Origin of the sequence: Bacillus sp. B4EP4a (assembly GCF_006680105.1) — a bacterium.
GTDB classification, from domain to species: Bacteria; Bacillota; Bacilli; order Bacillales; family DSM-1321; genus Peribacillus; species Peribacillus simplex_E.
In genome coordinates this window covers 71657-98275 of the sequence record NZ_VHIK01000037.1, presented here as the reverse complement: position 1 = coordinate 98275, position 26619 = coordinate 71657, and the positions used below count along the sequence as shown (strand labels likewise).

Sequence of the window (26619 nt, the reverse complement as noted above, 5' to 3'; positions counted from 1 at the left end):
GGCATAACTATATCCGTCAATGATTAGGAGTTAAACAAAACTATTATAATGACGAGATCTTCACCAAAACAATTAAAGCTGACTGAAAGTATATAGTTATAGAGCAGGACTTATAAATATCAGTATTTTGTAGAAAAATGTCGTTATTTGCGAATATCATTATCGTCATTTCTGAGATATTATAATATTGAATGAACTTTAACACATTGAAGTGATAATGCAACCTTTATGTCGGGGCTCGACTTAGTGAGTGGGGGAAAAAAAATGAGTGTAATCATCGAGAAGAAACGAATGGAAAACTATACTCATATGGAAGATGTAATGTTGGTTGGGAAAATCCATAATGGTGATGAAGATGCACTGGACTTTTTAATCAAAAAATACAGATGTGTCGTTCAATCAAATGCTTTGAAGTATTTTTTAACGGGTGGAGATAAGGAAGACGTCTTTCAGGAAGGAATGATTGGACTATATAAGGCCATTCGAGACTACAAGAATTGCAAAAAGTCCTCTTTCCGATCATTTGCGGAACTGTGCATTACAAGACAAATCATAACGGCTGTTAAAGCGGCTATTCGCCAAAAGCATTCTCCCTTAAATAATTATGTTTCATTTTATACGCCTATCTATCAAGGGGAGTCGGAACAGGCCCTAATTGATCTAATCCCTGAACAGAGACAAAATGACCCAGTCACGATCTTAATAAAATCAGAAGAAATTTGCGATATTGAGCTAATTTTAACGGAAGTCCTTAGTGAGTTGGAAACTAGTGTTGTGGACTTGTACCTAGAAGGAAAAACTTATATTGAAATATCAAAGGAACTGAATGTTCAAAAAAAGACGATCGATAATGCACTTCAGCGTGTAAAAAGGAAGTTGGAGCGGTACTTCGAGTCAAGGAAGTTGGAAGAATAATAACTATAATCATTAAACATAAAGAATCTATTCAATTCCGAATGGGTTCTTTTATTTTTACTTCATAATTTGGTCTACTTAAATTTTCAAATCTATCCTTATCCATGCATCAACAATAAATTTCATTCAAGAAAAGGCGCGATTCTTGAATAAGATCTGCTACTTAATTTTCTGATAAAGGGGAATAGAATGTATCTGTTAGTATAGTAAGAAAAGTGTTTAATAACATTGATTTTCGAGATAGAAGTTTTAAAAAAGTAATACTTGGCACACTGGAACTTACACTCTCCAAATGAGAAAATTTAGTAAGGGGATTCCCTTTTTTTATATTATTAATGAGATCTCGGATAACAAGCGAAGCTAGGACATTACTTGGAGGAATAGGGGTTCAGACGGAATGTACAAATGATCCAACTGAAAGTAATTACTCACAAAAGGAAAAGTTATAACTATCATAAAAGATTTTAACGAGGGAAAAGTAGGTAAGGTGAGGTCACTGTTAATGTTGTGCACCTTGTTCGACAGGCCCGTGATGGAATTTGTCGATGATTGGTATGATTTTGTATAAGTATAAAATGATGATTTGATATTAGAAAAAAAGATGCAATAGACATAATGTCAGATTGATAGAAATGAAGCAGCCTGATCAAATGGAGCTGCTTCATTTTTTTGTGCTTTTTCAATTGATAATAAGTTCAAACCCTGCACAAATGACATAATATTTTTAAAATTTGCACAAGTGGTATTTTTTTGTTGACGTAGCTATTTTTGTAAGCGTATACTAAACTCAACAAAGCACAAATGATTGCGATTGCACAAATGTGCATATTAAAAAAGGATGAGGGACTAAATGGATAAAAGAGAAGAAAAAAGACTCTTAGTTAAAATTGCGCAAATGTATTATGAAGAAGATATGACTCAAGGTGCCATTTCAAAAGAATTAGGTATATACCGAACATCCGTCAGCAGACTTTTAAAAAAAGCAAGGGAAGATGGAGTAGTTAAAATTACTGTTAGCAGCGATATAGATGGAGCTTTTGAATTGGAACGTCGAATGGAAAAATTGTTTGGCTTAAAAGAAGTAATAATTCTTCCTGAAAAGAGAGACAGTACAGAACTGGATAAAAAGAAAGTGGTAGCAGTAGCAGGGGCTGAATTACTAAAACGAATTATTAAAGACGGCGATGTCGTTGGCTGTGCCTGGGGAAGCACAATGGCCAGTATGATCGGTGAATTTACCAATGCCGGAAAAAAAGACGCTCATTTTGTCCCTTTAGTAGGTGGACCTGGACCAATGGATACGAAGCATCACGTTAATAGAATTGTTTATAATATTGCAGAGGATTTTGGAGGAACTTCTTATTTTATTGATGCTGCGGCAGTAGTAGAAAAAAAAGAGACAAAGGATGACATTGTTCAATCACACTATTTCACTAAAATAACTGAGCTTTGGGGCAACTTAACAATTGCAGTAGTAGGGATCGGGAACCCAAACCAATCATCTAATTTAGTCTGGGCTGGCTTTTGTGGCAATAGAGAAATTGAAGATTTAAATCAACAAGGTGCCATTGGTGATATCTGCTCACGATTTTATGATATAGATGGAAACCTGATTCAATCTGACTTAACTGATCGAACAATAGCCATTGAGCTGGAAAAACTAAAAAATATTCCTTACTCAATCGGTATTGCAGAGTCTGTTGAAAAAGCTCCTTCCATTATTGGCGGATTAAGAGGAGGATACATTAACACTCTGATCACCACTGAGGAAACGGCAAATGCAATTATTGAAATTATAGAAAAAGGAACTGCCTTATATTAGGAAGTAGGGATTAATTTTAAACTAGATCTTTTTATCTGATTGTAAGCGGAAACAAGATGTAAGATTCAGTTCATATGAAAAGAGGAAATGAAATGCTATGGTATGTCGTTATTTTAATTGGTTTTTCTTGGCTCCTTCAAAGCATTTTGGGATTTTTGCAAATCAAGCATTTTAATAAAAAGTATGCAGAGTTGAGAAAGCTTGGAAGGGTCGCGATTGGGAAAAAACCGGGACTTATTAAATCAGGAACTGTCGTTATGTTTGCAATTGACCGAAAAAACAACATTTTGAAAGCCACCAAAATGCAGGGAGTAACCGTGCTTTCAAGAGTACGGAACTTAAAAGGATTTGAGGGGAAAAATCTCTTACACCTCGGTGAAGAAGATTTATATAAAGTAAATAAGTTAACAAGGTCAGCCATTGAGGATGCACTGAACAGCTATCATGTTATCTCTAAAGGGGGTGAATTGAAGGTTAAGAAAGGCTGGATTGATTTACTCTTATCAAAAAAATAGGAATTATATGAGGTGAATTGAATGGATTGGCTTACAAATGCAGCAGATGGGTTTATGAATTTATTTAGAGCAGGGGCAGAAACTTTTGTCGATTTAGTAACAGGTATTGTTCCACTTCTTATCATGCTTTTAGTTGCAATGAATGCCCTTATACGGTTGGTTGGAGAAGAAAGAGTGGAACGGATCGCAAAGAAATCGAGTAAGAACCCACTTACAAGATATTTTGTTCTTCCGGTAATTGGAACGTTCGCTTTGGCAAATCCAATGACATTGTCACTCGGTAAATTTTTGCCAGAAAAATACAAACCAAGCTATTATGCTGCTGCTTCTTATTCCTGCCACACGCATAATGGACTTTTTCCACACGTTAATCCAGGAGAGTTGTTCGTATTCTTGGGAATTGCTGCAGGAATTACAACACTGGGATTTGAAACCACAGAACTAGCCCTTCGTTACTTCTTGGTGGGTATTTTCACAAACTTTTTAAGAGGCTGGGTAACAGATTTAACAACTTATTATGTATCTAAACAGCAAGGCGTTAAATTGAAGGAAACAGTGGATCTCTAAGGAGGGGAAAGCGATGACTCAAACGGTTACGCAGTACAAGTCAATTATCGTCAATGCAGGGCAAGGAGGATTTGGTGGGCCATTAGTGATTTCACCGACAGAAGAAAAAAATAAAGTGGTTTATGTAACGGGCGGAACAAGACCGGATATTGCAGACACCATTGCAGAATTAACAGGCTGTGAATTAGTCGACGGTTTTAAAACGAGTGTACCTGAGAATGAAATGGCGTGTGTCATTATTGATTGTGGCGGAACGCTCCGATGTGGCTTATACCCCAAAAAAAGAATTATGACGATCAATATCATGCCTACTGGACAAAGTGGCCCGTTAGCAATGCACATTACTGAGGACATTTACGTTTCTGGAGTAAAGTCTCAAAACATTGAATTGTATGAAGGTGCTGCAACACCTTCAATATCCAATGTGAACAATGCTAACGGACAAGTTGAGAAAACAATATCTAAACCTAAGTATAGCGCAGATAAAAAAATTAGTGAACAAAGAAAGCCTAAAGGCGTCATAGCACGCATTGGGATGGCGATGGGTTCCATCGTCAACGTGTTTTATCAGGCTGGCCGTGACACTATAGATACTGTCATTAAAACCATTTTACCGTTTATGGCTTTTGTGGCCATGTTAATCGGAGTGATTAAAGCATCTGGAATTGGTGATGTATTCGCACAATATTTATCACCATTTGCAGGTTCTTTGCCGGGCTTGCTCTTAATCTCTTTAATATGCTCATTCCCATTATTATCACCATTCTTAGGACCGGGAGCTGTTATTTCACAGGTCATTGGGACATTAATTGGAGTGGAAATTGGAAAAGGAAATATCCCTCCGCACCTTGCATTGCCAGCTCTTTTCGCGATTAACTCTCAGGCTGCAGCTGATTTTGTTCCAGTTGGGCTAGGATTGGCAGAGGCAGAAGTGGAAACCATTGAAGTCGGAGTTCCTTCCGTATTGTACGGACGTTTTTTAACCGGAGCACCTACCGTTTTTATTGCTTGGCTTGCAAGCTTCGGTTTATATGAATAATTACTAGAATAGATTGTGAATAGATTATTTAAAGCAAAGAATTGGAGGAGTTTCTTGTGCAGACAGTTTATCAAACTCAAATTAACCAACTTGGTGCATCTGTCTCTGATTTTCTTGGAGAAAAAATGTTCATCCTATTCGGAGCTGATGCTCCGAGTGAATTAGCGGATTATTGCCTATTAATTGATGTAAATGAAATTAATGGTGAAATCGAAAAGGGTGACATTCTCGTCTTAGGCAATCATCAATATACCATTACCTCTGTAGGTGACGTGGTAAAAAAGAATTTAGGTTCACTTGGACATATCACGTTAAAATTTAATGGTTCTGAAACGCCAGAATTACCTGGCACTTTACATCTTGAAGAAAGAGATATACAAATTCCGCCAGCAGGAACAACTCTTCGAATCTTGAAAAAATAAACTTGTCAAAGGTTTAAATAGAAATAAATGCAAGAAGAGGGATGTTTCCTCGAAGGAGCAAAACTCTCTCAGAAAATTGCATCAGTAAGAGTTAACTTAGCTAAAACAAAAAAAGTAATTTGGAGTTTGTTACTTATTTTTAAATTTCACCTATGATCCTCGACTCTATATATAATAAGGAGGAAAAAGAATGAATGAATCATGGCATCAATTAGAAAATAAAGTGGCAATTGTTACGGGTGGTGCATCTGGAATTGGCTCAAAAATTACAGCACACTTAGTAAAGAACGGAACAAAGGTGATTGTTTCCGATCTAAATGTAAATACTGGCGAACAAACTGATGGAACTTATCATATTCAATGCGACGTTACCAATAAAGAAAGCGTTGAAAATATGGTCACAAAAGCCACAGGTTTATTTGGAACTGTAGATATCTTAGTTAATAATGCGGGTGTAAACTTACCACGTTTACTTGTTGATTTCCGTGGCGAAAAGCCAGAGTATGAGTTAAGTGAAAAGGATTTTGATTTCATGGTTGCCGTCAATCAAAAAGGACCTTACCTTTGTGCTCAGGCAGTTGCGAGAGTAATGGTGAAAAATAATAAAGGCGTTATCATTAATATTTCTTCTGAGGCAGGTATGGAAGGATCTTCTGGACAAAGTGTTTATTCGGCAACAAAAGGTGCTGTCAATGGCTTTACCCGTTCTTGGGCAAAAGAACTAGGGAAATTCAACATCCGCGTAGTTGGTGTTGCACCAGGGATTAATGAGCAAACAGGTTTAACAACAGATGCTTATAATGAAGCATTAGCATACACACGTGGAGTGACAGTAGAGGGTCTTGGATCAGATTACAGCAAAACGATACCACTTGGACGACCTGGTAAATTGGATGAAATCGGTGAATTGGTCACTTATCTAGCTTCAGACCGTTCTAGCTATATTACAGGTACAACCGTTAATATTTCAGGTGGAAAATCCCGCGGATAAATACAAGGATGCTGGGTGGTTTTAAAATTCAACATTGAAGCGTTGTATGTTCTATCATTTAACTTTTAAGTAAGTCTTTTATTAACAAACAGGTGCTTTAGTTCATTAACAGGGGTTGCTGCGGCAGCCTTTTTTTTATGGAACTAACGGGTCAGGTAATTTAAGTGTACATTTCTTCACAAACTCCATTTTAAATGTTTATACTCCTGGTTAAATCTTCTTTGCCCTATGTTATTCACTTCTTCCTTAATATATTGACCCTGTTTTTCATAGGGGATAACAATAGATTCTTCACCAATAATATCCCACTGGTATCGTTATGACTTATAGCAGTTAAGTCATTTCATTCTATACGAAGATATTTGTGATTTTGTCAAAATAAGCAGGCGTATAACTTTAATTTTTATTGTAGTAGGATTAGGCAACCATTTGATAGGAATAGGATATCGTTCGTTTTTTCATTTGCTGCATAATAAAAAAGCCTCTACTTTTTCTATAACAATTATTTTGTTGAAATAAAACTCAAAGTTCTAAACAGAGTAGTGAAAAGAAACATAAGCAGCTAGTCCCCAATAATAGTCATTACCTTTGGTAATTCAGAATTTATAACCATAAAAACAGCACCACATCACAGAATCTTATACTACTTTGACTCCAACGAATCAATACAAATACTAAAAATTGCAGGAGGAAAATATTATGAAAAAACTATTATTTACGTTCCTTGCACTGGTTATGTCCCTAACTCTTACTGCTTGCAACAACAATAATGACACAAATGGGATTTCTCAAAAGGGGCCATCGGGTGACACCTCACAGCAGGAGATGTCTGAGTTCAGTCGTGAACTTGTTAAATTCCCTGAGAACTACGATAAGGGTGTGAACTACACGACTGTAAATCGAGGAAATGTCAGGGAGGAGCTCTACACGAGCCAGGAAGCAATAGAAGCGGTGCAGAACGGTCAGTCAATCCCTGACGACACCGTCATCACTCTCGAAATCTATAGGGATGAAAAGCTTGATGAAATCTTCGTGATGGTAAAGCGCGATGGCTGGGCAGATCAGAATCCCCCTGAGATGCGTAACGGCGATTGGCTATACCAGGAATTCAATGGAGACAAGTCGGTGGATTACGAGGAAGACATCGGTCGCTGCTTTTCTTGTCACGCCAATCAGGAGCGTGATGACTTCGTGAACACGTTGGATGAAATGAAGAGTTATGATCTTGAAGATTTTACAGGATCAAAGGACAGCAGTACAGAATCACAGATTGCAGGTATCCCTACAAATCACTGGAAGGTAAAAGCGGTAGGTGATAATCTGGAGGACTCGCTGGATATTTTACATGGAAATCGCTTAATGGAAGATGAAGAAAAAGCAGGGATCATCCAGAAGGTTCTTTTGATGATTCATTTTAATCAATAGACATAGGGATTGAGCATTTGAACGGAACTCGAAGTAATGACCAATAGTACGTCCTGACGGAAAACCGACCCAGGTATTAATATTAATAGAAAGAGGAGAACTTCTTGAATCGAAATATGTTAATCAGATTGGTTATTGATCTTTCTATGACCGTTCTGATGTTAGTTGCAATGGCTTATCAGATTACCGGAAATACAATCCATGAACTGATAGGAATTATATTGTTTTTGTTGTTTATTGCCCACAATATTTTAAATCGACGATGGTATAAAACGATTTTTAAGGGAAAGCACAATGTACAACGTATACTGAACATTACGGTCAATTTGCTTTTTCTTGTATCCATGGCTGTGGTGATAATAAGTTCTGTGCCAATTTCCCGTGACATATTTGCCTTTATTTCTATAAACAATGACATGACTCTATTACAGATACATGTTATTGCTTCATATTGGGGATTTATCTTCATGGCTGTGCATATAGGAATGTCCTGGGGAACCATAATCAATGCAGTACGAAAGATGACGGGAATTACCAACACGAGCCGTATCCGCACAATTGCATGCCGTATAATAGCGGTGTTGATTGTTGTCTATGGTGTGCAGACTTCCTTCGAGAGAGATATGCTTTCGAGGTTAACCATATATAATCCATTCGGTTGGAGCTTTGATGAGTCTTCCATGGGATTTTTAATAGATCATCTAGCTATCATGGGAATATATATCAGTGGGACTCATTATGTTCTGAAATTTGTTCGGAAGCAGGATAAAGCTATAGCGTACAAAGATAGGTAAATTGCAGAATAAAAAAAGTGCATTAATCCGGGATTAGATTAATGCACTTTTTTATATTATTTAAAGTGTAGCTGCCACTAAATTAATACATAGAATGAACCTACGTGAAGGAGATTCAAGCTTTTACCCTTTGTTCATATTCCTCCTTCAGGTGCTTTATATCTTCTTTTGGTGGTAAACCAAACATGCGCGAATATTCACGGCTGAATTGTGATGGACTTTCATAGCCTACCTGGAATGCCACATCTGCTGCATCTGCTGATTCGGATAATAACAGGCTTCGGGCTTCTTGAAGTCTCAGTTGTTTTTGGAATTGAATTGGGCTCATCGCGGTTATCTCTTTAAAGTGCCGATGAAGTGAAGAAACACTCATATTTGCTATTTCCGCAAGTTCCTCAATCTTAAAAGACTTTTCATAGTTATTCATGATATGTTCAATCACGTCACTGATTTGATGAGTAGAACTTCCTTCTATGGCTATTTGTTTCAGCATATCCCCATGTTCTCCTTGCAGAACCCTATAGATGATTTCTTTCACGATTAAAGGAGCAAGTACCTTGATATCTTTTGGAGTATCTAGCAGACGAGCTAATCTTGTTAACGCGTCTAGCAAAGATGGCTCTGTTTTGTTGACATACATACCTCGTTTTGCATTTTCCTTTTTGTCAACTCCCATTTGGAATTCACGTAACACCTCTAATATTTCACTCGGTGTAAATTCAAGTTTGAGAGCAAGATAAGGCACTTCGAAAGAGGCTTCCGTGACTTGTCCGGTAATTGGCAGCTTAACGGATGCAACAAGGTAATCGGCAGGACCGTACCTAAAGAGCTCCTGTGACAACAAAACCTCCTTCATCCCTTGAACCACTATGCATAAGGAAGGCTTGTGAATTCCGTAATTTGGTCCAGTATCATTAGAATAACGGGAGAAAAATAAAGACGGAATAGCAGTCATTTGAGTACCGTCACGTCCTGTGTGATTCTCTATGATTTTGGCGAGCTCAACTCTTTGTCTATATAATTGTTCAAACATAAAATCCTCCTTTGTTATCTTCATCCGTGTTGGTCCTATTATAATGCTAATTCACTTTCTGCGTAAATGGTCGTGAGAGGATTGGGCAATCATTTGAGAAGAATGGGATACCGCTTGCTTTCTCCCTTGTAGCATAATAAGGATGCGGTTAAATAATATAACCGTTTAAAGCGATAATAATGCAAAGAATGAAAGATAAATCAAGCAAAGCGTAGAGTAGAACGAAATGATCCAGAAGTTTCTTCTAACGGGCTGATTGTATGGAAATAAGCTGTTGTTATGCTGTGGCTTCAAAGTCAACGGGGATTTTTACTGGGAACTAAACAAGATACAAAAAGTCTAAAATTCAAAACTTAATATATCACATCATAGATAAAGGAGTAGATAGAACAGAATGAAAAATACTTGGAAAATTTACATGCTGACCCTTATTAGCTTCGTGGTCGGTACTTCACAATTCGTCATCGTAGGTACGTTGGATCAAGTGGCTGCTTCCGTCGATGTATCGGTAGCAACCGCAGGTCAGCTTATTACCGTATTCGCTCTCGGTAACGCAATCGGCACGCCCTTTGTTATGGTAGCAACCTCGAAGATGGATCAGCGTAAGCAATTGTTACTGGCTCTCGCCATCATATTACTCGGCGTCATTGGGGTAATTGCTCTTCCAGGCTTTGGATTGCTGATGGCCTCTCGCGTTTTACTAGGGATTGGAACAGGGGGCTTCGTTGTCACCGCCTATGGAATAGCTGCAAAACTGGCGGCTCCTGGACGTCAGGGTGGGGCGATGGCCAATGTCGCAATGGGGTATAGCTCTTCCCTTGTCTTTGGCGTTCCCCTTGGCCGTATGATTGCTTCGTCTTATGATTGGAAGGTCATCTTCTGGGGCATCGGACTCTGCAGCCTACTGGCTATTTTTGCCGTTGCACGGACGATTCCGGTCATGGAAAGCGAGGCGGCTGTTTCTCTGGGCAAGCGTCTTGCTCTCTTGAAGAATCCGAGAGTCGCATTCACTCTTGGTGTAACCTTCTTTGTATTTATTAGTTATTCAATGCTCAATACGTATATCACTCCCTTTCTGACCGCCGTTATACCAACTATGAAAGAAAAATTGAGTATGATTCTCTTAGCTATGGGTATCGCGAGCTTGATTGGCTCTAAGGTTGGTGGCTTATTGGCAGACCGGATCGGCATCGTCCGCACGCTGGTCGGATCCATGGCTGTCCACATCATCTCGCTAGTATTGCTGTCTACTGTCTCTGGATTTGGATGGGTAATGGTTACCCTCCCGTTGCTCATGATTTGGGAAATCGCTGCTTGGACGTTCGGGCCTACCCAAAACTTTAATCTAGTCTCGCTGACTCCAGAAGCCTCTAGTATCGTGCTTAGTCTGAACAGTTCCTTTGTACAACTTGGATTTGCCGCGGGTGCTGGAATTGGAGGTATTGTTGCGGGAAGGTCATCAATACAAGAGATCAGTTGGGTTGGAGCTACATCAGTCGTGATTGCTCTACTAATTGGAGTGTTTTCATTTAGACGCAGCCGTGAGCTCTCAAGTGCACAGCAGTGAAGTTTTAGAAAATAGATTCAGCAGATGATTTGCTTTTAGATGGCAAATTCCTCTGAATCAATAAATTTACTTTTTATTAAGAAAGGATAGATATAAATGATGTCTAATACAAAAGATAAAGTTGTGATTATTACAGGTGCTTCTAGTGGAATTGGAGAGGCAACAGCTAAAAAACTTACTTCTACAGGTGCGAAGTTGGTCTGGGCAGTTCGTCGTGAAGAACGTTTACAACAGTTACAGAAAGACATCGAAAAAAATGGTGGAAAAGCTATTTATAAAGTAACCGATGTAACGTCACATGAACAAATGGAAGAGCTTGCTGAGTATGCGCTTCAAGAGTTCGGAAAAATTGATATATTAGTGAATAATGCTGGCGTCATGCCGCATTCATTTCTTTATAAGAAAAGAATCGAAGACTGGAATAAGATGATTGACGTCAATATTAAAGGCGTACTTTATGGGATTGCGGCTGTGCTTCCATCCATGCGAGAACAAAAATCAGGACATGTCATTAATTTGTCTTCAGTAGCTGGACATGTTGTTGGAGCTGGAAGTACGGTCTATGCAGGAACAAAGTTTGCTGTACGTGCAATTACGGAAGGTTTACGTAAAGAAGAGTATATCAATAATATCCGCACAACCATTATCTCACCAGGAGCAGTTACAAGTGAATTAATAAATTACATTACAGATATGGATCTTAAACCAGGAATCGATAAAGCTTATGAAGGTGCGATAGACGCTGAGAGTATTGCTGGTGCGATAGCTTTTGCCATTGAACAGCCATCAGATGTAGCAATTAATGAAATGCTTATTCGTCCTACACATCAAGATAGATAATTTTACACCAATAAATGTTGTTTATTGTAAATAGTATGTTCCGATTTACTAAAAAACAGGAGGTTTTAATATGCAAAAAGTAATTTTGAACAATGGTGTTGAGATGCCTATACTTGGCTTTGGTGTTTTTCAGATTCAAGATGAAAATGAGTGTGAACAAGTCGTTTATGACGCTATAATGGCAGGCTATCGCCTAATCGATACTGCTGCCTCTTATCTAAATGAAGAAGCAGTCGGCAGAGCCATCAAACGGAGTGATGTGCCAAGAGAGGAATTGTTTATTACCACAAAACTCTGGGTTCAGGATGCTGGTTATGAAAGCACAAAGAAAGCATTCCGTCGTTCACTTGAAAGACTGCAATTGAATTATTTGGATTTGTATTTAATTCATCAGCCATTCGGAGATGTATATGGTTCTTGGCGCGCTATGGAGGACTTGTATCGTGAAGGTAAAGTCAAGGCTATCGGAGTTAGTAACTTCCAAATGGACCGTCTGATGGATTTGATGACTCATAATGAAGTAATCCCTGCTGTAAACCAGGTTGAGACACATCCTTTCTGCCAGCAAATAGAAAGTGCTAAGTTTATGAGAGAGAACAATGTTCAAATAGAATCTTGGGGACCATTTGCTGAAGGAAAAAATAACATGTTCCAAAACGAAATTTTAGTATCAATAGCCGAAAACCATAATAAATCCGTTGCCCAGATTATTCTACGATGGTTGACACAAAGAGGAGTCGTTGCGATTCCGAAGTCTGTTCGTAAGGAAAGAATGATTGAAAATTTCAATATCTTTGACTTTGAATTAGGTCAAGAGGATATGGAAAGAATCGCTACTTTAGATACGAAAGAAAGCTTGTTCTTTTCACATCGCGATCCTGAAATTGTGAAATGGATTGGTACCCGTAAACTTGATATTTAATGCAATCATACACCTTGCGTTAATTCTATGGTAGTTCATGTATATTTTCATTTCAAAAACAGCCGTTTACCTAACTGGCTGTTTTTATTAAATTATTACGTTCTTATTGAAATCCCTCAGTTTAATAGATAATGCTCACGAATACTCGCCTATTCGCAGGATTTCAAACCACTTAAAATGAAGAGTAGACTTTGGAAAAATGATACAATAAACACTATATAAAGATTAAATAGGGGGAATGTAAATGAAATTTTATCAAGGTTATCGTTTATCCTTATCTGTGCAGTATTTTTAATTCCCGCAGCCGAAGATTGGACAACTTGGCCTCCATCCCTTTACATTTTTGATGAAAATGGAAATTTAGTAGATAAATTAGTTGATACACCTTAATGAATCTCTTATGAGGTTCTTTTTGGTGGGCCTGGAGTGAAAACCGCTTCAGACTTTTTTTAAATCAGCCTATAAAGGATATAGGGGAAAAAATAATAATCGCTGCCATTAATTCGAGGGAATACATGGAGAGCTTGTCTATGTATTTCAAAAGAGACTACAGGAACGATAATACGATTTTGAGACCTTGAAGCAGAGGTAATTCAAAAGAGGAATATCATTCAGAAGGAAGGGCTCCATTTAAGATTCAAAGCTTGGGAACCTGAAAGAATTTCAGCCTTGGCTTTTTCAATGGATTGTAGCGTCAGTTTAGCCACAACTATGCTGCTGATTGCTGGTAGTAGAAATCGGGACGTCTTTACCCAAATGGTGGATTCAGAGGTAATTCGTTTACTTGATCCTGGAAGGCTTAAAAGTTTAAAGATGATTCAGAAATATATTTCAAAACTGAATGACGAGCACATTTCACTTATTTCTCTAATTTCATATGTAGCGTATGAAGTAGTGGATACTACAAAAACGCTTCATGAAAAATTGAATCTTTGGATAGATGATAATATAAAAAATATTGATTAAAATTATATGGAGAATAATGTGTTTCAAGTCAAAACGGGTGAGGAGGAATGAGCATGAAAATGTTTAAAATGAGTGCTGTGGCATTGGTCGCTGCGTTGTTGTTCCCTTCTTCTACATTTGCAAGTGGCTGGGATTATTTAGGAGAACAATCTCTTTATTCTAATGGTGCTGAAAGTGATGTGTTTGCCTCTACTGGTGGTGATTATAAGATTTGTCGGGATTCTTACGTGGGTCCAGCTGGTAAGTTAAAAGTTGAATTATGGGAGTACGATCCTGACAGTTATAATGATTATGTAGGGGTAAGATATTTAGATCGAGGCGAATGTGGTATTTTCCGGGGTATTGGTAACTTTGTTGATGGAGGAAATGAAGCGGAATTTTTTGCGAAATCAAGGACTAACAGTGATATGCATTTAATCTTTTTTGATTAATTCACTAAATGAAAGACCTGGGATTGATTTGTAAAGGCTAAAGACTCTTTTTGCACCCAAACAAATTCGTTTAATCAATAAAACGCAACTATTGCCCTTGTATCAGCCTGAAAAGTTGGTGCGGGGGTTTTATTTGTTTGGCTACCTTTACGTCCCAAGGAAAATAGCGAAATGTTGGAAGCTTTGCCACGTTATTTTTCACAGGCGGGAAACATTCCTCACAATATTAGGCAACATAAATCTTTCCCTGTTCATATTGTGAGGTCATCTTCACGTCATACCAACCTCTACAAAATAGTCATAGCAATTCTCTCTTATCAATTAAATTATTTTTTAAATAAATCACATCTCCATTAGAGGAAGTTACACCAAAATAAACCCCTTGGGAGCCATGGGGTTTATCGTCTTTCACTTTTATTAATCTAGAGATACAGAATATGAGAAAAATGATGGAATAAATATTTTCATAAATTCCCGAACGGTGAGTTTATTTTGTTTGTTGACCATTTCAAATAAATGTGACGTTTCTACATTCTGTACGTGTCGCTTAGTCATTATACATTTTATTTTTTTTGTATGCTAAGGGAGTCATGTTCATGGAATTTCTAAATTCTTTAATATAATAGCTTGTACTATTAAAACCAACTTGATAGGCAACCTCAGTAATAGTAGAATCACCTTGCTGCAGTAGATATAAGCTCCTTTGAATACGATAATCCATAACATAATTTAATGGAGTACATTTTAAAAACCGCTTGAAATACCGACAGCATTCAGAACGGCTCAGCTGACCAGCCCTCGCAATATCTTCTAACATAATTTTTTCTGCATAATGCTGATGTATCCAACTTAACATTTCCTTCATTCTTTGACTCTTTAATACTTCTGTCTGGACATATTCTAGTTTAAAACCATTATCGATTAAGTTTTTCCAAATTAATGTTAGTTGCATGGTTATATCGACTTCATAGTATTGGGGCTTTTGCTCAATACTTTGATAGATTTTTAAAATTGCATCTAAAATATTCCCCCCCCAAATCTCATTTGCATCTACATATAAGTAAGGTAAATTAGTCGCTTGAATATAAGGTTTTACATATGTAGTATAGAGTTCTTGTGATAAAACAAAAAAAGGAGAAAGATTTAAGCAAATATAGACACAACCCGAAAGTGGGGCTATTATTTGGAATTTAATGCATAAGATTGGAACCAATGCCCATTTCAAACGTAAGTAATATAAAAGACTTAAGGTTGGGAGGCATAAGTATGAGGCAGCTTTATATAAAGCAGAAGGTATTCAGTCTTAGCGGGAAATTTACAGTAAAGGATCAGCATGAGAAGGATATATATTATGTGGAGGGAAGTTTTATGCAAGTTCCAAAGACTTTCTCCATTATGAATACAGCAAGAGATGAAGTAGCACTCATTACGAAAAAGGTGTTCAGCTTTTTACCAAAGTTTTTGGTTGAGGTGAATGGTCGGGAGGTATTAACAATAAAGAAGGAATTTTCCTTCTTAAAAGCACGATATACAATTGATGCGGCAGGCATTGAAGTACATGGTAATTGGTGGGATATGGATTTTCAAGTTTTACAGCATGGTAAAATCGTAGGTAAAGTGGGAAAGGAGTGGTTCACTTGGGGCGATAGCTACAAGGTTCAAATAATAGATGAAGAGATGGAAACCATTATTATTGCACTCGTTGTTGCAATTGATTGTGTGAAGGCTGATCAAGCAGCTGCTTCATCAGCAGCGTCGATATAAAGTAGAAGTGTAAAATTAAAAGGCTGACAGTTTTTAAAAATTCACTGCTTGAATAGGTGCGGTGAACCGTATCATAAATAAATGACAAGGCCATTTGGTACCAAGGTTTTATATTCGTTCTTCAGTTATCGGGCGCGATTCTTGAATAAGATTCGCTTTTCTTATAGAACTAACAGGCTGAAGATCGGAGCTGTCTTTAAGGCAGCTTTTTCTTTATGCAACTATCGGGGCAGATTTGGTTATTCAAAAGGTTGCTTCAATAAGGGAGGTTACTGAAGCAACTTTTTTGGGGAAGCCTATTAGACAATACTCATTTTAGATTTTGGATGTGCTGAAAAATTATCTAAATAATAGAATAACAATATATTAGACCCTAAATAAGGGATTAAAATGAACAATTGGTCATTTTTTTATTTGGTGGTAATTTAATTTAATGATTGTGATTATTACTAGTAGGGAAATAAATTACTCGAAAATCAGTTGCCTAATGGTAATGCAGTGCTATCCCATGGGAAAATAAAAATCCCTTTAGGTAAGTGCCGATGATAAATTCCCTGAGTATAAGCACAAAAAGCCCAACTGAAACAGAAGGGCTTTTTACTATGTTCATTTTTAAAAATTCACTCTATTCAACTGGAGATTATATCTCAATGTTTCTTCGTCTGAATATAATTTGTATCCAAGTCCATCACTGTAGTTAAGAAAGACTTTATCCGGAAGATGCTTTTTGGACTCACTTGATATTAATAGGGGGACCCCATCAATTATGAATCTCTCATCATCTTCATTCTTATTATCAATTTTCAATTCGTGTTCCTCATAAATCGAACAGCTTCCAACAAAAATGGCTTCGATACGAGCACCTTCATTCTCTTTATAATCCACTTTTCTTAGTTGTTCAATCGCTGCTTCTTTAATCTCAATATTCATAAAACCCGCTCCCATACAAAAATTGATATTATTTTTTATCCATACAAGGAAAACAAAAATCAATCTATGAAGAATCCTCTATTTATTCGTATACCCAATTGTTTATAAGTTAATGTGTTATACCTTTCCTAGCGATATAATAGAGTTTCAAAAAAAGGGGCTTTCCCAAAATAAATAAGCTCCAATTAATCGATTTTAGAACATAGTCCTCCCCAATGATCATCCTATCGGCTTTGCTTTCATAGGCCATTTTTTGTTTAATTCAGTTATGAAAGTTTTGACATTCTTTTTATCTTCCATAATTGGAGAATAGACGTACGAAAGTGTTCTGTTAAAGGATTCTTTTTTCACCTGAATAATAGAAAGGATTTTATTTTGTACATCCCTTTCAATTACACTTTGGGAAAGAAGGGCCAGTCCTAAGCCGTTTTTTATAAGTGTTTCTTTAATCCCTTGATTACTGCTTATCGTGAGTATCGATTTAATTTTCAATCCATTTGAACGTATGACGTGATTAAGGTATTCACGTGTTCCAGATCCAACTTCCCTTGTTACCCATGCTTGGTCATGTAAATCAGTAATCTCGACTTCGTCTTTATTAGCGAGTTCATGATTGTTGGAAGACACAATGAATAGCTCATCTTGCATGAATGGGTGAACTGAAAGCTCTTTTTCATTAGTTTGACCTTCGATTAAACCAATATCCACTTTGTATAGCCGAACGGCTTGAACGATTTCTTCCGTGTTTCCGATTACGACTTGAAGTTCAAGTTCAGGATATTCCTCTTGAAGGTCGATGAGTAAAGAAGGAAGGATATACTCTCCTATTGTAAAACTTGCTCCTATCTTCAATTCGCCCTTGATGGACCTATCGTGTTCCTGAATGTCTTGTCTGGTCTGTTCATAGATTGTGATCATTTGCTTGGCCCGGTCGTAAAGAATTTCTCCCGTTAAGGTGACTTTTAGGAATTTAGGAGAACGGAGAAATAATTTGGTTTGGAACTCTTCTTCTAATTTTTTTATATGCAAACTAACACTGGGTTGCGACATAAGAAGCATTTCTGCTGTTTTTGTAAAATTCTTGACTTCCACAAGGGTCACAAATGTTTTTAGAGCATCATAGTACATAGAAATTTCTCCTTATTATTAATATTCTTAATAGTTACAATAAATTATATATATTTTACTAATGATGTGCCTTCCAGTAAAGTTTTAATGAGAAACTTATTTTAGGAAGAGTATAAGCTGGGGAAGGTTAACGTCCTTTATAACCTTATTTTTTATTTGTAGCGTGCTATGAACCTATATGCCTGTATTTTCAATTTTTTTTGGAGTTAAAACCGACTTCGTCTATAGGAGTAAACGAGTTAATTATTTTATGGATGGAAATAAAAATGTTTAACCTACTCGTTATACCTAAGAGTCAACTAAGATAAGTTAATATCCCTTTGTGAGGTGGAAATCGTGCAACTTCAGGTAAGTAACAGTCCCTTTAATCATGAGCAGGCAGAGCGCCTTAACAGCCTCCTGCCTAACTTGACAGAAACACAAAAAGTTTGGTTGAGCGGTTATCTGACTGCATCTTTGTCAGTTTCGAATATGAGTTCAGCCGACGCTCCGGTATTGGAAGCTCAAAGCAGCGTAAAGACAGTTTCAAAAGAGGTGACCATACTTTATGGTTCACAGTCGGGAAATGCTCAAGGACTGGCAGAAAATGCGGCGAGTAAGCTTGAGGGTAATGGCTTTCAGGTTACCATTTCATCCATGAGTGACTTTAAATTCAACAATTTGAAAAAGGTCCAAAATCTCCTCATTTCCGTTAGCACGCATGGAGAAGGTGATCCGCCGGATAATACATTGTCTTTCCATGAGTACCTTCATGGCAGGAGGGCACCAAGCCTTGAAGGTCTCCGCTTTTCAGTATTGGCGCTTGGGGACAGCTCATATGAGTTTTTCTGTGAAACTGGAAAACAATTCGATAAACGCTTGGAGGAACTAGGAGGGACACGGTTATTTCCGCGGATGGACTGTGACCTTGATTATGATGAGCCTGCTTCCGAATGGCTGGCAGGAGTCATTTCTAGTTTAAATGAAGGGCAAGGCAGTTCTGTTGCTGCAGTTCCCGCAACGATGGCTTCAGTAGGTGAACAAACGTATTCGAGAAAAAATCCGTTTAAAGCGGAAGTCCTTGAAAATATAAACTTAAACGGTCGTGGCTCCAATAAAGAGACACATCATCTCGAGTTATCTCTTGAGGGCTCTGGTCTTACATTCGAACCTGGAGACAGCCTTGGTATATATCCGAAAAATGATTCGGATTTAGTGGATATGCTTCTTAAGGAACTCAATTGGGACCCAGAAGAAACCGTGAAGATCAATAAGCAGGGAGAAGTTCGTCAGCTTAGGGAATCGCTCATCTCCGATTTTGAAATTACGGTTTTGACAAAATCCCTCATTGAACAAGCGGCCCAGCTTTCAGATAACGAGGATTTAAAGGAGCTTTTAGTGCCTGGTAATGAAGATAGATTAAAAGAATATCGTGAAGGCCGTGATTTGCTTGATTTTGTCCGTGATTTTGGCTCATGGGGCGAATCGGCGCAAGAATTCGTATCAATTCTCCGGAAAATTCCAGCCCGCTTATATTCGATTGCGAGTAGCTTATCCGCATATCCGGATGAAGTGCATTTGACAATCGGAGCTGTCCGGTATGAAAGTCACGGACGAGAAAGAAAAGGTGTCTGCTCCATTTTATGTGCAGACCAATTACAGCCTGGGGACATGCTGCCTATTTACATTCAGCATAACCAGAATTTCAAGCAGCCGAAGAACCCAGACACTCCAATAATCATGGTTGGACCGGGAACGGGCATAGCTCCGTTCAGATCCTTTATCCAGTATCGCGAAGAATCGGAAGCGAAAGGGAAAACGTGGCTCTTTTTCGGCGATCAGCATTTCGTGACGGACTTCCTTTATCAGACTGAATGGCAAAAGTGGTTGGAAACAGGCGTACTTACGAAAATGGATGTTGCCTTTTCACGTGATACTGATGAAAAAGTGTATGTTCAAAACCGGATGCGCGAGCACAGCGGGGAATTATACGAATGGCTTCAAGAAGGGGCAGCTGTATACATTTGCGGTGACGAGAAAAACATGGCACATGACGTCCATAATACGCTTATTGAGATCATTGAAAAAGAAGGCAATATGAGCCATGCTGATGCGCAAGCTTATCTTGAAGAATTGCAACAAAATAAACGCTATCAACGTGATGTGTACTGAAAATTTGGAGGAAAAGGAGATAACAACATGGTGAACCCACTATTGAAAGCACTATTGAAAGCACCAGAAGGACCGCCTAGTGATGTTGAGCAAATTAAAGACAAAAGCGATTATTTGCGAGGTACACTTGGAAAAGTGATGCAGGATCGGATTAGTGCCGGTATTCCGGATGATGACAATCGACTAATGAAACATCACGGCAGTTATTTGCAGGATGACCGGGATCTACGCAATGAGCGTCAGAAACAAAAACTGGAGCCTGCCTATCAGTTTATGTTGCGTGTCCGCATGCCCGGCGGGGTGGCACAGCCTTCTCAATGGCTTGTTATGGATGACCTTGCTCAGAAATATGGAAACGGAACCTTGAAATTGACAACAAGACAGACGTTTCAAATGCATGGCATTTTAAAATGGAATATGAAAAAAACCATTCAGGAAATCCATGCTTCCATGCTGGATACCATCGCTGCATGCGGTGATGTAAACCGGAACGTAATGTGCAATTCGATTCCATTTCAATCCGAAATTCATTCCGAAGTATATGAATGGTCGAAAAAATTGAGTGATTATCTTTTGCCACGTACAAGGGCGTACCATGAAATCTGGCTGGATGAAGAAAAAGTGGTTGGTACTCCTGAAGTGGAGGAAGTCGAACCAATGTATGGTAAGCTTTATTTGCCAAGGAAGTTTAAAATAGGCATTGCGGTCCCTCCATCCAATGACATTGATGTTTACTCCCAGGATCTTGGCTTCATAGCAATTGTTGAAAATGGAAAACTCGTTGGTTTTAATGTGGCGATCGGCGGCGGTATGGGAATGACCCATGGTGACAAGGCGACATATCCTCAACTAGCCAAAATAATCGGCTTTTGCAACCCTGATCAAATACTGGATGTGGCTGAAAAAGTCATTACGATTCAGCGTGATTATGGAAACCGCTCCGTACGGAAAAATGCTCGGTTTAAGTATACGGTAGACAGACTTGGGCTCGAAGCGGTAAAGGCTGAATTGGAAAATCGTCTAGAATGGAAGCTGGAGGAAGCGAGAACTTATCATTTTGATAATAATGGTGACCGCTATGGATGGGTAAAAGGCATGCAAGGAAAATGGCATTTTACACTATTTGTCGAGGGTGGCCGAATTGCCGATATCAATGATTACAAGCTGATGACCGGTTTGCGTGAAATCGCAAAGATCCATTCGGGTGATTTCCGTTTGACGGCCAATCAAAACCTAATCATTGCAGATGTGTCAAGTCAGCAAAAGAAGAAGATCATCGAATTGCTTGAAACATACGGTTTGACGGATGGTGCACATCATTCAGCACTCCGACGCAGCTCGATTGCATGCGTGGCGCTTCCAACATGCGGGTTGGCAATGGCCGAAGCAGAGCGTTATTTGCCGGTTCTGCTTGATAAAGTCGAGGAGATCGTTGATGAAAACGGCCTAAGGAACGAAGAAATCACGATTCGCATGACCGGTTGCCCGAATGGCTGTGCCCGGCATGCACTCGGGGAAATTGGTTTTATCGGTAAGGCACCTGGCAAATATAATATGTATCTCGGTGCAGCCTTCGACGGAAGCCGATTAAGCAAAATGTACCGTGAAAACATCGGTGAAGAAGAGATATTAAAAGAATTGCGTGTACTTCTTTCCCGATATGCAAAAGAACGTCAGCAAGGAGAGCATTTCGGAGACTTTGTCATCAATGCGGGCATTGTTAAAGAAGTGACGGATGGAATGAATTTCCATGATTGATTAAATGCAACGAGAGACAGGTATAATTTCCTGTCTCTTTTTGTATTCAAAATTTTTCCGTAGTGCAATGATAAGAATGATAACTAAGCCTGGAATACCTATATTGAAACAGGAACATTCACACTTATCGTTTATTTTTTTGACTTGCTGTTATTTTTATAGGCTACCTCTGCTTCAATCTCAATAAGATAATCCGGCGAAACCAGACTTTGCACCCCTACTGTAGAACGAGCTGTTTTTACTGGATTTTCCTTTGTATTAAAGAACAGAGCATAGGCATCAAACCAACCTTGATAATCTGGTTTATCTCCTTTGTTTGGATCAGGTGCGACATACACACGCAAATAGGTTACATCAGCGAGGGATAGTCCTTTAGTTTTCAAATCTGCTTTTAAATTTTCTAAGATTCCGATTGCCTGCTCTTCTGTATTGCCATATCTCTCATAAGTGGTTTTTCCATCCTTGTTTAAAAGAGGAGGGACTGTTCCGCTAAACAATAACCGGTTATAACTTTGAGGTACAGCAACTGAACTGGAAATCGCAGAAGATGTGGAGCCAAAGAAGGTCACTTTATCTGAGTTCAATTCATTTTTATCGTTACCTGCGGAAGCAAAAGAGATTCCTGTGATTAAACTTATACCTAATACTGAAGTAGTAATGACTGATTTCATGTTTTTTTTCATAAAGTCAGCTCCTTATCGAAAAGTATTCCTGAAAATTTATTATTCAGAGACCCCGGTTTGGAGAATGTCAACTTTGGTTTCTATTTTAATGTCCATCATGGGATAGATCTTTCTCCATTGTTCATAGGTCATTTTTTTATTTTTGGCGTGATATTTTGCCTTCAAGCCAATCGGGTCAATGTTTTTTTTTTGAAAATCTTTAATAAGACGGTTTGCTTGCTTGGTTATGTCATCTTCCATTTCTTTTTCAATTATTTTTATCATCTTTCTATTGGTAAGGTTGTCACTTCGCATGGATTCCTTGATTTGTCCTTTAATTTTGAGCTTAATCGTAATAGACGGATTTCGCTCAGAGTTGGATACCTCATAATTTGAACCACTTCGGATACTTTCCACAACGATATCACTTTTCTGCTTGTCTTTTAATTTGAACTTGTAAATTCCGCGTTTATGAAATTGAACTAATGTCTTGAAAATGAACATATCATCCGTTCGAACTTTACTGACCATTTTATTTTCATGAAACAAGGCCACTCCTGAAACTGCAACTTCTTTATTAATTATTTTAAATAAAGGAAGAAACGAATCTCCGCCATCTGCCATGGAGTTTCTTAAAAAAAGATGGAGGTTTGTATCCGGTCCATTCCCTGTTTCAATTTGTTGATTGATTAAGTCCGATAAAAATATTCCAATATTTACATTCGTATTTGGTGGTTTCGTATTTATGAAATCCTTGACCTTTCCTTCAACGATGGCCAAAAAGACCCTGTTTCCAAGTTGAGGCTCACGGTAGAGATAATCGGTCAGTTCTGTTATTCCTACTTCATGTACGATTTTCTCGCTAAATAAAAAGATGCGTGTCTGTCCAAGCATCACCGGCTTATCCGCTTTTTTGGATACGATAGCCTGAACATCACTCGTTGTCGTCGATGTTCCAGTTAAGGTTTGATACATACCCATCTTGTCCTGTTGGAAGATAGGGATGACGAACATTCCTTCGATTATTTTATCCTTTCGTATATCGTAGCCAATGGCTTGGGACATATTGACTTCATCAACCACTCTTGGCTGGGCACAGCTGCAAAGGAGGGAAAAAGCCAAGATGACAAGAAAGAATTTTCTCATAAACGTTTCCTCCTTTTCTTTATATAAATGATGGCTAAAAGAAGAGGCAAATATAATGCAAGGAAGAGCACGGCGTATGGATTGATTATTTTATTCAATATATACAGGGAATCTTGATCAAAAACAAATATATTAGTGAGCAGGATAATAATGGACATCGCCCATAATGGATACTTTTGCTGAACATTGAATATGCGCTTGATACCCCTGCTGGCAGCCCACAAGCAGATGGTCATGTTGGGTATGACAAAAATGGCCCACCAAGAAACTTCTATATATTCAAAGCGCTGAATAAAGGGCAATTCGACAATGCTGGTCATTGTAAGTGTCGGCCAGATAGTCATTTCCAACTGTTTTTGTGAATAAAAAATCAGTGTCACTAAATAAATGAAAACGGTTAATAAGGTTGTTGTTAAGGCCCCTCCATGAGCATATTTTTGTGAAGTTTTAGCATCTTTGATGAACGGATAAAACATCAGGATCAATTCAAAACCAAGCAAAGTTAAGGAAGTACTTCTGGTTCCCTTCAGTATTTCCAATAGATTGTGGTCGAATATAGGGAGCAAATTGGTGAAATCAGAGTATTTCATGGCATAGAATAGGACAAAGAAAATCCAGTAAGACAAAATGACGCTTAAAAAGGCAATTCCCGTAATTGTACGAAAGCCTCCCGTATTTATATAATAAATCAGAAGCAATAAAACCACTGTAAACGCCCCAGAAGCTACCTCTTCAAACATCCATACATGTATGACATTTATATAGCTGATAATTATATCCATCCCAGAGATCAAAAAGTAAAGAATAAATAATAGACTGAAAAAATTCCCAATCCATTTTCCGAATGCATGATTATTGGCAGAAATGATATCACCTGGGACGATACTTAGTATTTTATATATGATCCAGATCAATATATGAACGATCAGTCCGGCAAGTAGTATCGAAATCCAGCCATCCGTTCCCGTTGTCTTCGCTAAAACTCTTTGAAAACTTAAAACACCTACTCCCGTTTGCACGGAATGCACCAAAAAAAACACATAGAACGGTGATACCTTGTATTTTTCATTAACATCAGCTTGGTTCATATAGGCCCCTCATATAAATCATTCATTAAAATCATTTTTTTTGATTCTTGCTTTTTTTGGCTTTGGCTGTCTGGACATATCATCAGGATGTAAATTTTCAGGTCTGGATTTAAAAAGATTATAAGGAAGCCGAACAAAGCTATCTTTCCAATCTTGGATGCGAAATGGATATATGGGTTCAAGGTACGGGTGTCCCATTGACGTTAATTTGATAAGGTGGGTCATCAAAAACAATGCCGTTATGATAATGCCAAGTCCCCCCCAAATTTGGGCCCCCACTAAAAAGGGGAATCGCAGTAACCGAATGGCATTCCCCATTTTATAAATAGGAGTAACAAACGAAGCCAATGCGGAGAGGGCAACGATGATCAATAAGATATTACTGGTCAGACCAGCTACAACTGCCGCCTGACCGATAACGATACCGCCGACGATACCTAATGTCTGACCTACCTTAGTTGGCAGCCTGGATGCCGCTTCACGTAATAACTCAATGGAAATCTCTAAGAATAACGCTTCGATCAAAGGCTGAAAAGGGATTAAGTTCCTTGAAGTGACGATCGTTTCCAACAAATCTTTAGGAATCAGTTCATAATGATAGGTCAGCACGGCTACATAAATGGGAGTTGCAAATATGGAAAAAACGACCGCGAATATCCTTAATAAACGGAAAGCAGATGCCGGAACCCAAGGCATATTATAATCTTCCATGGTGATAAAGTATTCCAACAATATGGTTGGAGTAATAAGTACAGAGGACGACCTATCGATTAACAAGGCTACTTTACCTTCAGCCAATGCACTTGCGATGCGATCAGGCCTTTCCGTATTTAGGAAAAGAGGAAATAAGGTATTTGAATTATCATATAGCATTTGCGCAAGATGTGACCCGTCCAATATTTCATCAAACTCTACGTCATTGATCCTTTGTATAACATTATCAACATTTTCCTGATTAACGATCCCTTCTATTGATAACACTGCCACTTTCGTTTTGGACAAGGATCCTACAGTCATTTCACTTACTTGCAATCCAGGAATAGGCAGCCTTTTTCTAACTAGATTCAGATTAATATCAATATCCTCGACAAAAGCTTCTTGAGCACTTATGATTCCAAATTCAAGTTCAGGTTTATTAACTTGCCTGTCTCGTTGGGCCGCAACATTGATTAATAGGCATTCATCAAGATTTCCATCTAAACGAATGGCAATTTGGCCTCTCATGATCCTTTCTTCGATTACAACCTTGGTACTGGTAATCAGTGTATTTTCAATAGGAACGTTCTCTTTAATTTGCTCCAAATTTATCGTTTCCAGAGTTGGTATGACAGAAAGAACACTTTCGTGAAGTTCCTGTGCATCGATTAAAGTGCGATAAAACGATACCCAATAGCCGACGCCATTATATGTTCCTTGATGGTTTATGAAATCATTGGATGAAGAAAGGGAATTGAATAGGCCCCTTACATCCGAACCTTTATTTAATTCATCATTTTTATCGTTTGGTTGATTGTTTTTTTTTTTGAACTTTCCGCGGTTAAACAAATGTTGTCACCTCTAATCTAAATCTAGTTATCCTAGCATTTGCAATTTATTTACAAATTAACCATTTACAATGTTAATGATCCTCGTTAAAGGAAATGGGAATACATTGAAAGATCATTGGTTATAAAAACTGTCACCATTTCCTTTTCGAATAAAATAATTGAAGAAAGTGGAAACTAAAATAAAACTCATTTAACC

Annotated in this window: 24 protein-coding genes and 1 pseudogene; 17 read left to right on the top strand and 8 right to left on the bottom strand. The window is 38.1% G+C overall.

The window, feature by feature from the left end; all coding sequences use genetic code 11:
• Positions 1–264: 264 nt before the first annotated feature.
• From sigH to FNK51_RS18500, 9 genes are all read left to right on the top strand, one after another.
• Positions 265–915, top strand: coding sequence for an RNA polymerase sporulation sigma factor SigH (gene sigH, locus FNK51_RS18540; protein WP_141994263.1), 651 nt, complete (start codon positions 265–267; stop codon positions 913–915).
• An 850-nt stretch (positions 916–1765) separates the two neighbouring features.
• Positions 1766–2737: a sugar-binding transcriptional regulator gene (locus FNK51_RS18535; RefSeq protein ID WP_141994262.1), complete on the top strand. Its 972-nt coding sequence runs from the start codon at positions 1766–1768 to the stop codon at positions 2735–2737.
• Between the two features lie 92 nt (positions 2738–2829).
• Positions 2830–3252 (top strand): transcriptional regulator GutM, encoded by a 423-nt coding sequence (locus tag FNK51_RS18530; protein ID WP_141994261.1) that lies wholly within the window; start codon positions 2830–2832, stop codon positions 3250–3252.
• A gap of 21 nt (positions 3253–3273) precedes the next feature.
• Positions 3274–3819, top strand: a complete 546-nt coding sequence (gene srlA / locus FNK51_RS18525; protein ID WP_063233613.1) for a PTS glucitol/sorbitol transporter subunit IIC — start codon at positions 3274–3276, stop codon at positions 3817–3819.
• Between the two features lie 13 nt (positions 3820–3832).
• Positions 3833–4858 carry a PTS glucitol/sorbitol transporter subunit IIB gene (gene srlE, locus FNK51_RS18520; protein ID WP_141994260.1) on the top strand — a complete coding sequence of 342 codons (1026 nt, stop codon included), beginning with the start codon at positions 3833–3835 and terminating at the stop codon, positions 4856–4858.
• A gap of 56 nt (positions 4859–4914) precedes the next feature.
• Positions 4915–5280, top strand: coding sequence for a PTS glucitol/sorbitol transporter subunit IIA (locus FNK51_RS18515; RefSeq protein ID WP_141994259.1), 366 nt, complete (start codon positions 4915–4917; stop codon positions 5278–5280).
• 190 nt (positions 5281–5470) lie between these two features.
• Positions 5471–6271 carry an SDR family oxidoreductase gene (locus tag FNK51_RS18510; protein WP_141994258.1) on the top strand — a complete coding sequence of 267 codons (801 nt, stop codon included), beginning with the start codon at positions 5471–5473 and terminating at the stop codon, positions 6269–6271.
• Positions 6272–6970: 699 nt separating this feature from the next.
• Complete coding sequence (locus tag FNK51_RS18505; RefSeq protein WP_141994257.1) at positions 6971–7696, top strand: cytochrome P460 family protein; 726 nt, start codon at positions 6971–6973, stop codon at positions 7694–7696.
• A gap of 104 nt (positions 7697–7800) precedes the next feature.
• Complete coding sequence (locus FNK51_RS18500) at positions 7801–8490, top strand: DUF4405 domain-containing protein (protein ID WP_141994256.1); 690 nt, start codon at positions 7801–7803, stop codon at positions 8488–8490.
• A 115-nt stretch (positions 8491–8605) separates the two neighbouring features.
• On the opposite strand, the gene FNK51_RS18495 is transcribed toward FNK51_RS18500, so the two are convergent.
• Complete coding sequence (locus FNK51_RS18495; RefSeq protein WP_141994255.1) at positions 8606–9523, bottom strand: AraC family transcriptional regulator; 918 nt, start codon at positions 9521–9523, stop codon at positions 8606–8608.
• Positions 9524–9917: 394 nt separating this feature from the next.
• Here FNK51_RS18495 and FNK51_RS18490 point away from each other — a divergent pair, with 394 nt between their 5' ends.
• The 5 genes from FNK51_RS18490 (at position 9918) to FNK51_RS18470 (ending at position 14249) form a co-directional block, all read left to right on the top strand.
• Positions 9918–11090 (top strand): MFS transporter, encoded by a 1173-nt coding sequence (locus FNK51_RS18490; protein ID WP_141994254.1) that lies wholly within the window; start codon positions 9918–9920, stop codon positions 11088–11090.
• A gap of 99 nt (positions 11091–11189) precedes the next feature.
• Positions 11190–11930, top strand: a complete 741-nt coding sequence (locus tag FNK51_RS18485; RefSeq protein WP_141994326.1) for an SDR family oxidoreductase — start codon at positions 11190–11192, stop codon at positions 11928–11930.
• A gap of 70 nt (positions 11931–12000) precedes the next feature.
• Positions 12001–12852 (top strand): aldo/keto reductase, encoded by an 852-nt coding sequence (locus FNK51_RS18480; protein ID WP_141994253.1) that lies wholly within the window; start codon positions 12001–12003, stop codon positions 12850–12852.
• 669 nt (positions 12853–13521) lie between these two features.
• The gene (locus tag FNK51_RS18475) at positions 13522–13818 is read left to right on the top strand and encodes a hypothetical protein (RefSeq protein WP_141994252.1); all 297 of its coding nucleotides are present in this window, start codon (positions 13522–13524) and stop codon (positions 13816–13818) included.
• 53 nt (positions 13819–13871) lie between these two features.
• Positions 13872–14249 (top strand): hypothetical protein, encoded by a 378-nt coding sequence (locus FNK51_RS18470; RefSeq protein WP_098371956.1) that lies wholly within the window; start codon positions 13872–13874, stop codon positions 14247–14249.
• A 547-nt stretch (positions 14250–14796) separates the two neighbouring features.
• Here FNK51_RS18470 and FNK51_RS18465 read toward each other — a convergent pair.
• Positions 14797–15417, bottom strand: a pseudogene (locus tag FNK51_RS18465) (helix-turn-helix transcriptional regulator); the annotation flags it as partial.
• Between the two features lie 98 nt (positions 15418–15515).
• Here FNK51_RS18465 and FNK51_RS18460 point away from each other — a divergent pair.
• A complete protein-coding gene (locus FNK51_RS18460; RefSeq protein ID WP_141994250.1) occupies positions 15516–16013 on the top strand; it encodes an LURP-one-related/scramblase family protein in 498 nt (165 codons plus the stop codon).
• A 612-nt stretch (positions 16014–16625) separates the two neighbouring features.
• Here FNK51_RS18460 and FNK51_RS18455 read toward each other — a convergent pair.
• A complete protein-coding gene (locus FNK51_RS18455; protein ID WP_141994249.1) occupies positions 16626–16943 on the bottom strand; it encodes an iron-sulfur cluster biosynthesis family protein in 318 nt (105 codons plus the stop codon).
• 219 nt (positions 16944–17162) lie between these two features.
• The gene (locus FNK51_RS18450; RefSeq protein WP_098371959.1) at positions 17163–18071 is read right to left on the bottom strand and encodes a LysR family transcriptional regulator; all 909 of its coding nucleotides are present in this window, start codon (positions 18069–18071) and stop codon (positions 17163–17165) included.
• Between the two features lie 336 nt (positions 18072–18407).
• Here FNK51_RS18450 and FNK51_RS18445 point away from each other — a divergent pair, with 336 nt between their 5' ends.
• Together FNK51_RS18445 and cysI are read left to right on the top strand one after the other, a co-directional pair.
• Positions 18408–20222 carry an assimilatory sulfite reductase (NADPH) flavoprotein subunit gene (locus FNK51_RS18445; RefSeq protein WP_141994248.1) on the top strand — a complete coding sequence of 605 codons (1815 nt, stop codon included), beginning with the start codon at positions 18408–18410 and terminating at the stop codon, positions 20220–20222.
• A gap of 27 nt (positions 20223–20249) precedes the next feature.
• Positions 20250–21980, top strand: coding sequence for an assimilatory sulfite reductase (NADPH) hemoprotein subunit (gene cysI, locus FNK51_RS18440; RefSeq protein ID WP_141994247.1), 1731 nt, complete (start codon positions 20250–20252; stop codon positions 21978–21980).
• Between the two features lie 131 nt (positions 21981–22111).
• Here the strand turns inward: cysI and FNK51_RS18435 are convergent, their stop codons facing one another.
• From FNK51_RS18435 to FNK51_RS18420, 4 genes are read right to left on the bottom strand one after another with little or no spacing between them, the layout of a single operon-like run.
• Positions 22112–22663 carry a Rid family hydrolase gene (locus tag FNK51_RS18435; protein ID WP_098371962.1) on the bottom strand — a complete coding sequence of 184 codons (552 nt, stop codon included), beginning with the start codon at positions 22661–22663 and terminating at the stop codon, positions 22112–22114.
• A 39-nt stretch (positions 22664–22702) separates the two neighbouring features.
• Positions 22703–23788 carry a Ger(x)C family spore germination protein gene (locus FNK51_RS18430; protein ID WP_141994246.1) on the bottom strand — a complete coding sequence of 362 codons (1086 nt, stop codon included), beginning with the start codon at positions 23786–23788 and terminating at the stop codon, positions 22703–22705.
• Positions 23785–24876 (bottom strand): GerAB/ArcD/ProY family transporter, encoded by a 1092-nt coding sequence (locus FNK51_RS18425; RefSeq protein WP_141994245.1) that lies wholly within the window; start codon positions 24874–24876, stop codon positions 23785–23787. The genes FNK51_RS18430 and FNK51_RS18425 overlap by 4 nt, the downstream gene beginning before the upstream one ends.
• An 18-nt stretch (positions 24877–24894) precedes the next feature.
• Positions 24895–26421 (bottom strand): spore germination protein, encoded by a 1527-nt coding sequence (locus tag FNK51_RS18420; RefSeq protein WP_141994244.1) that lies wholly within the window; start codon positions 26419–26421, stop codon positions 24895–24897.
• Positions 26422–26619 lie beyond the last annotated feature (198 nt).

Coding starts and splice junctions, on each gene's coding strand:
- sigH (WP_141994263.1), top strand. CDS start 265: ATGAGTGTAATCATCGAGAAGAAACGAATGGAAAACTATACTCATATG.
- FNK51_RS18535 (WP_141994262.1), top strand. CDS start 1,766: ATGGATAAAAGAGAAGAAAAAAGACTCTTAGTTAAAATTGCGCAAATG.
- FNK51_RS18530 (WP_141994261.1), top strand. CDS start 2,830: ATGCTATGGTATGTCGTTATTTTAATTGGTTTTTCTTGGCTCCTTCAA.
- srlA (WP_063233613.1), top strand. CDS start 3,274: ATGGATTGGCTTACAAATGCAGCAGATGGGTTTATGAATTTATTTAGA.
- srlE (WP_141994260.1), top strand. CDS start 3,833: ATGACTCAAACGGTTACGCAGTACAAGTCAATTATCGTCAATGCAGGG.
- FNK51_RS18510 (WP_141994258.1), top strand. CDS start 5,471: ATGAATGAATCATGGCATCAATTAGAAAATAAAGTGGCAATTGTTACG.
- FNK51_RS18505 (WP_141994257.1), top strand. CDS start 6,971: ATGAAAAAACTATTATTTACGTTCCTTGCACTGGTTATGTCCCTAACT.
- FNK51_RS18495 (WP_141994255.1), bottom strand. CDS start 9,523: ATGTTTGAACAATTATATAGACAAAGAGTTGAGCTCGCCAAAATCATA.
- FNK51_RS18490 (WP_141994254.1), top strand. CDS start 9,918: ATGAAAAATACTTGGAAAATTTACATGCTGACCCTTATTAGCTTCGTG.
- FNK51_RS18485 (WP_141994326.1), top strand. CDS start 11,190: ATGTCTAATACAAAAGATAAAGTTGTGATTATTACAGGTGCTTCTAGT.
- FNK51_RS18480 (WP_141994253.1), top strand. CDS start 12,001: ATGCAAAAAGTAATTTTGAACAATGGTGTTGAGATGCCTATACTTGGC.
- FNK51_RS18470 (WP_098371956.1), top strand. CDS start 13,872: ATGAAAATGTTTAAAATGAGTGCTGTGGCATTGGTCGCTGCGTTGTTG.
- FNK51_RS18460 (WP_141994250.1), top strand. CDS start 15,516: ATGAGGCAGCTTTATATAAAGCAGAAGGTATTCAGTCTTAGCGGGAAA.
- FNK51_RS18455 (WP_141994249.1), bottom strand. CDS start 16,943: ATGAATATTGAGATTAAAGAAGCAGCGATTGAACAACTAAGAAAAGTG.
- FNK51_RS18450 (WP_098371959.1), bottom strand. CDS start 18,071: ATGTACTATGATGCTCTAAAAACATTTGTGACCCTTGTGGAAGTCAAG.
- cysI (WP_141994247.1), top strand. CDS start 20,250: ATGGTGAACCCACTATTGAAAGCACTATTGAAAGCACCAGAAGGACCG.
- FNK51_RS18435 (WP_098371962.1), bottom strand. CDS start 22,663: ATGAAAAAAAACATGAAATCAGTCATTACTACTTCAGTATTAGGTATA.
- FNK51_RS18430 (WP_141994246.1), bottom strand. CDS start 23,788: ATGAGAAAATTCTTTCTTGTCATCTTGGCTTTTTCCCTCCTTTGCAGC.
- FNK51_RS18425 (WP_141994245.1), bottom strand. CDS start 24,876: ATGAACCAAGCTGATGTTAATGAAAAATACAAGGTATCACCGTTCTAT.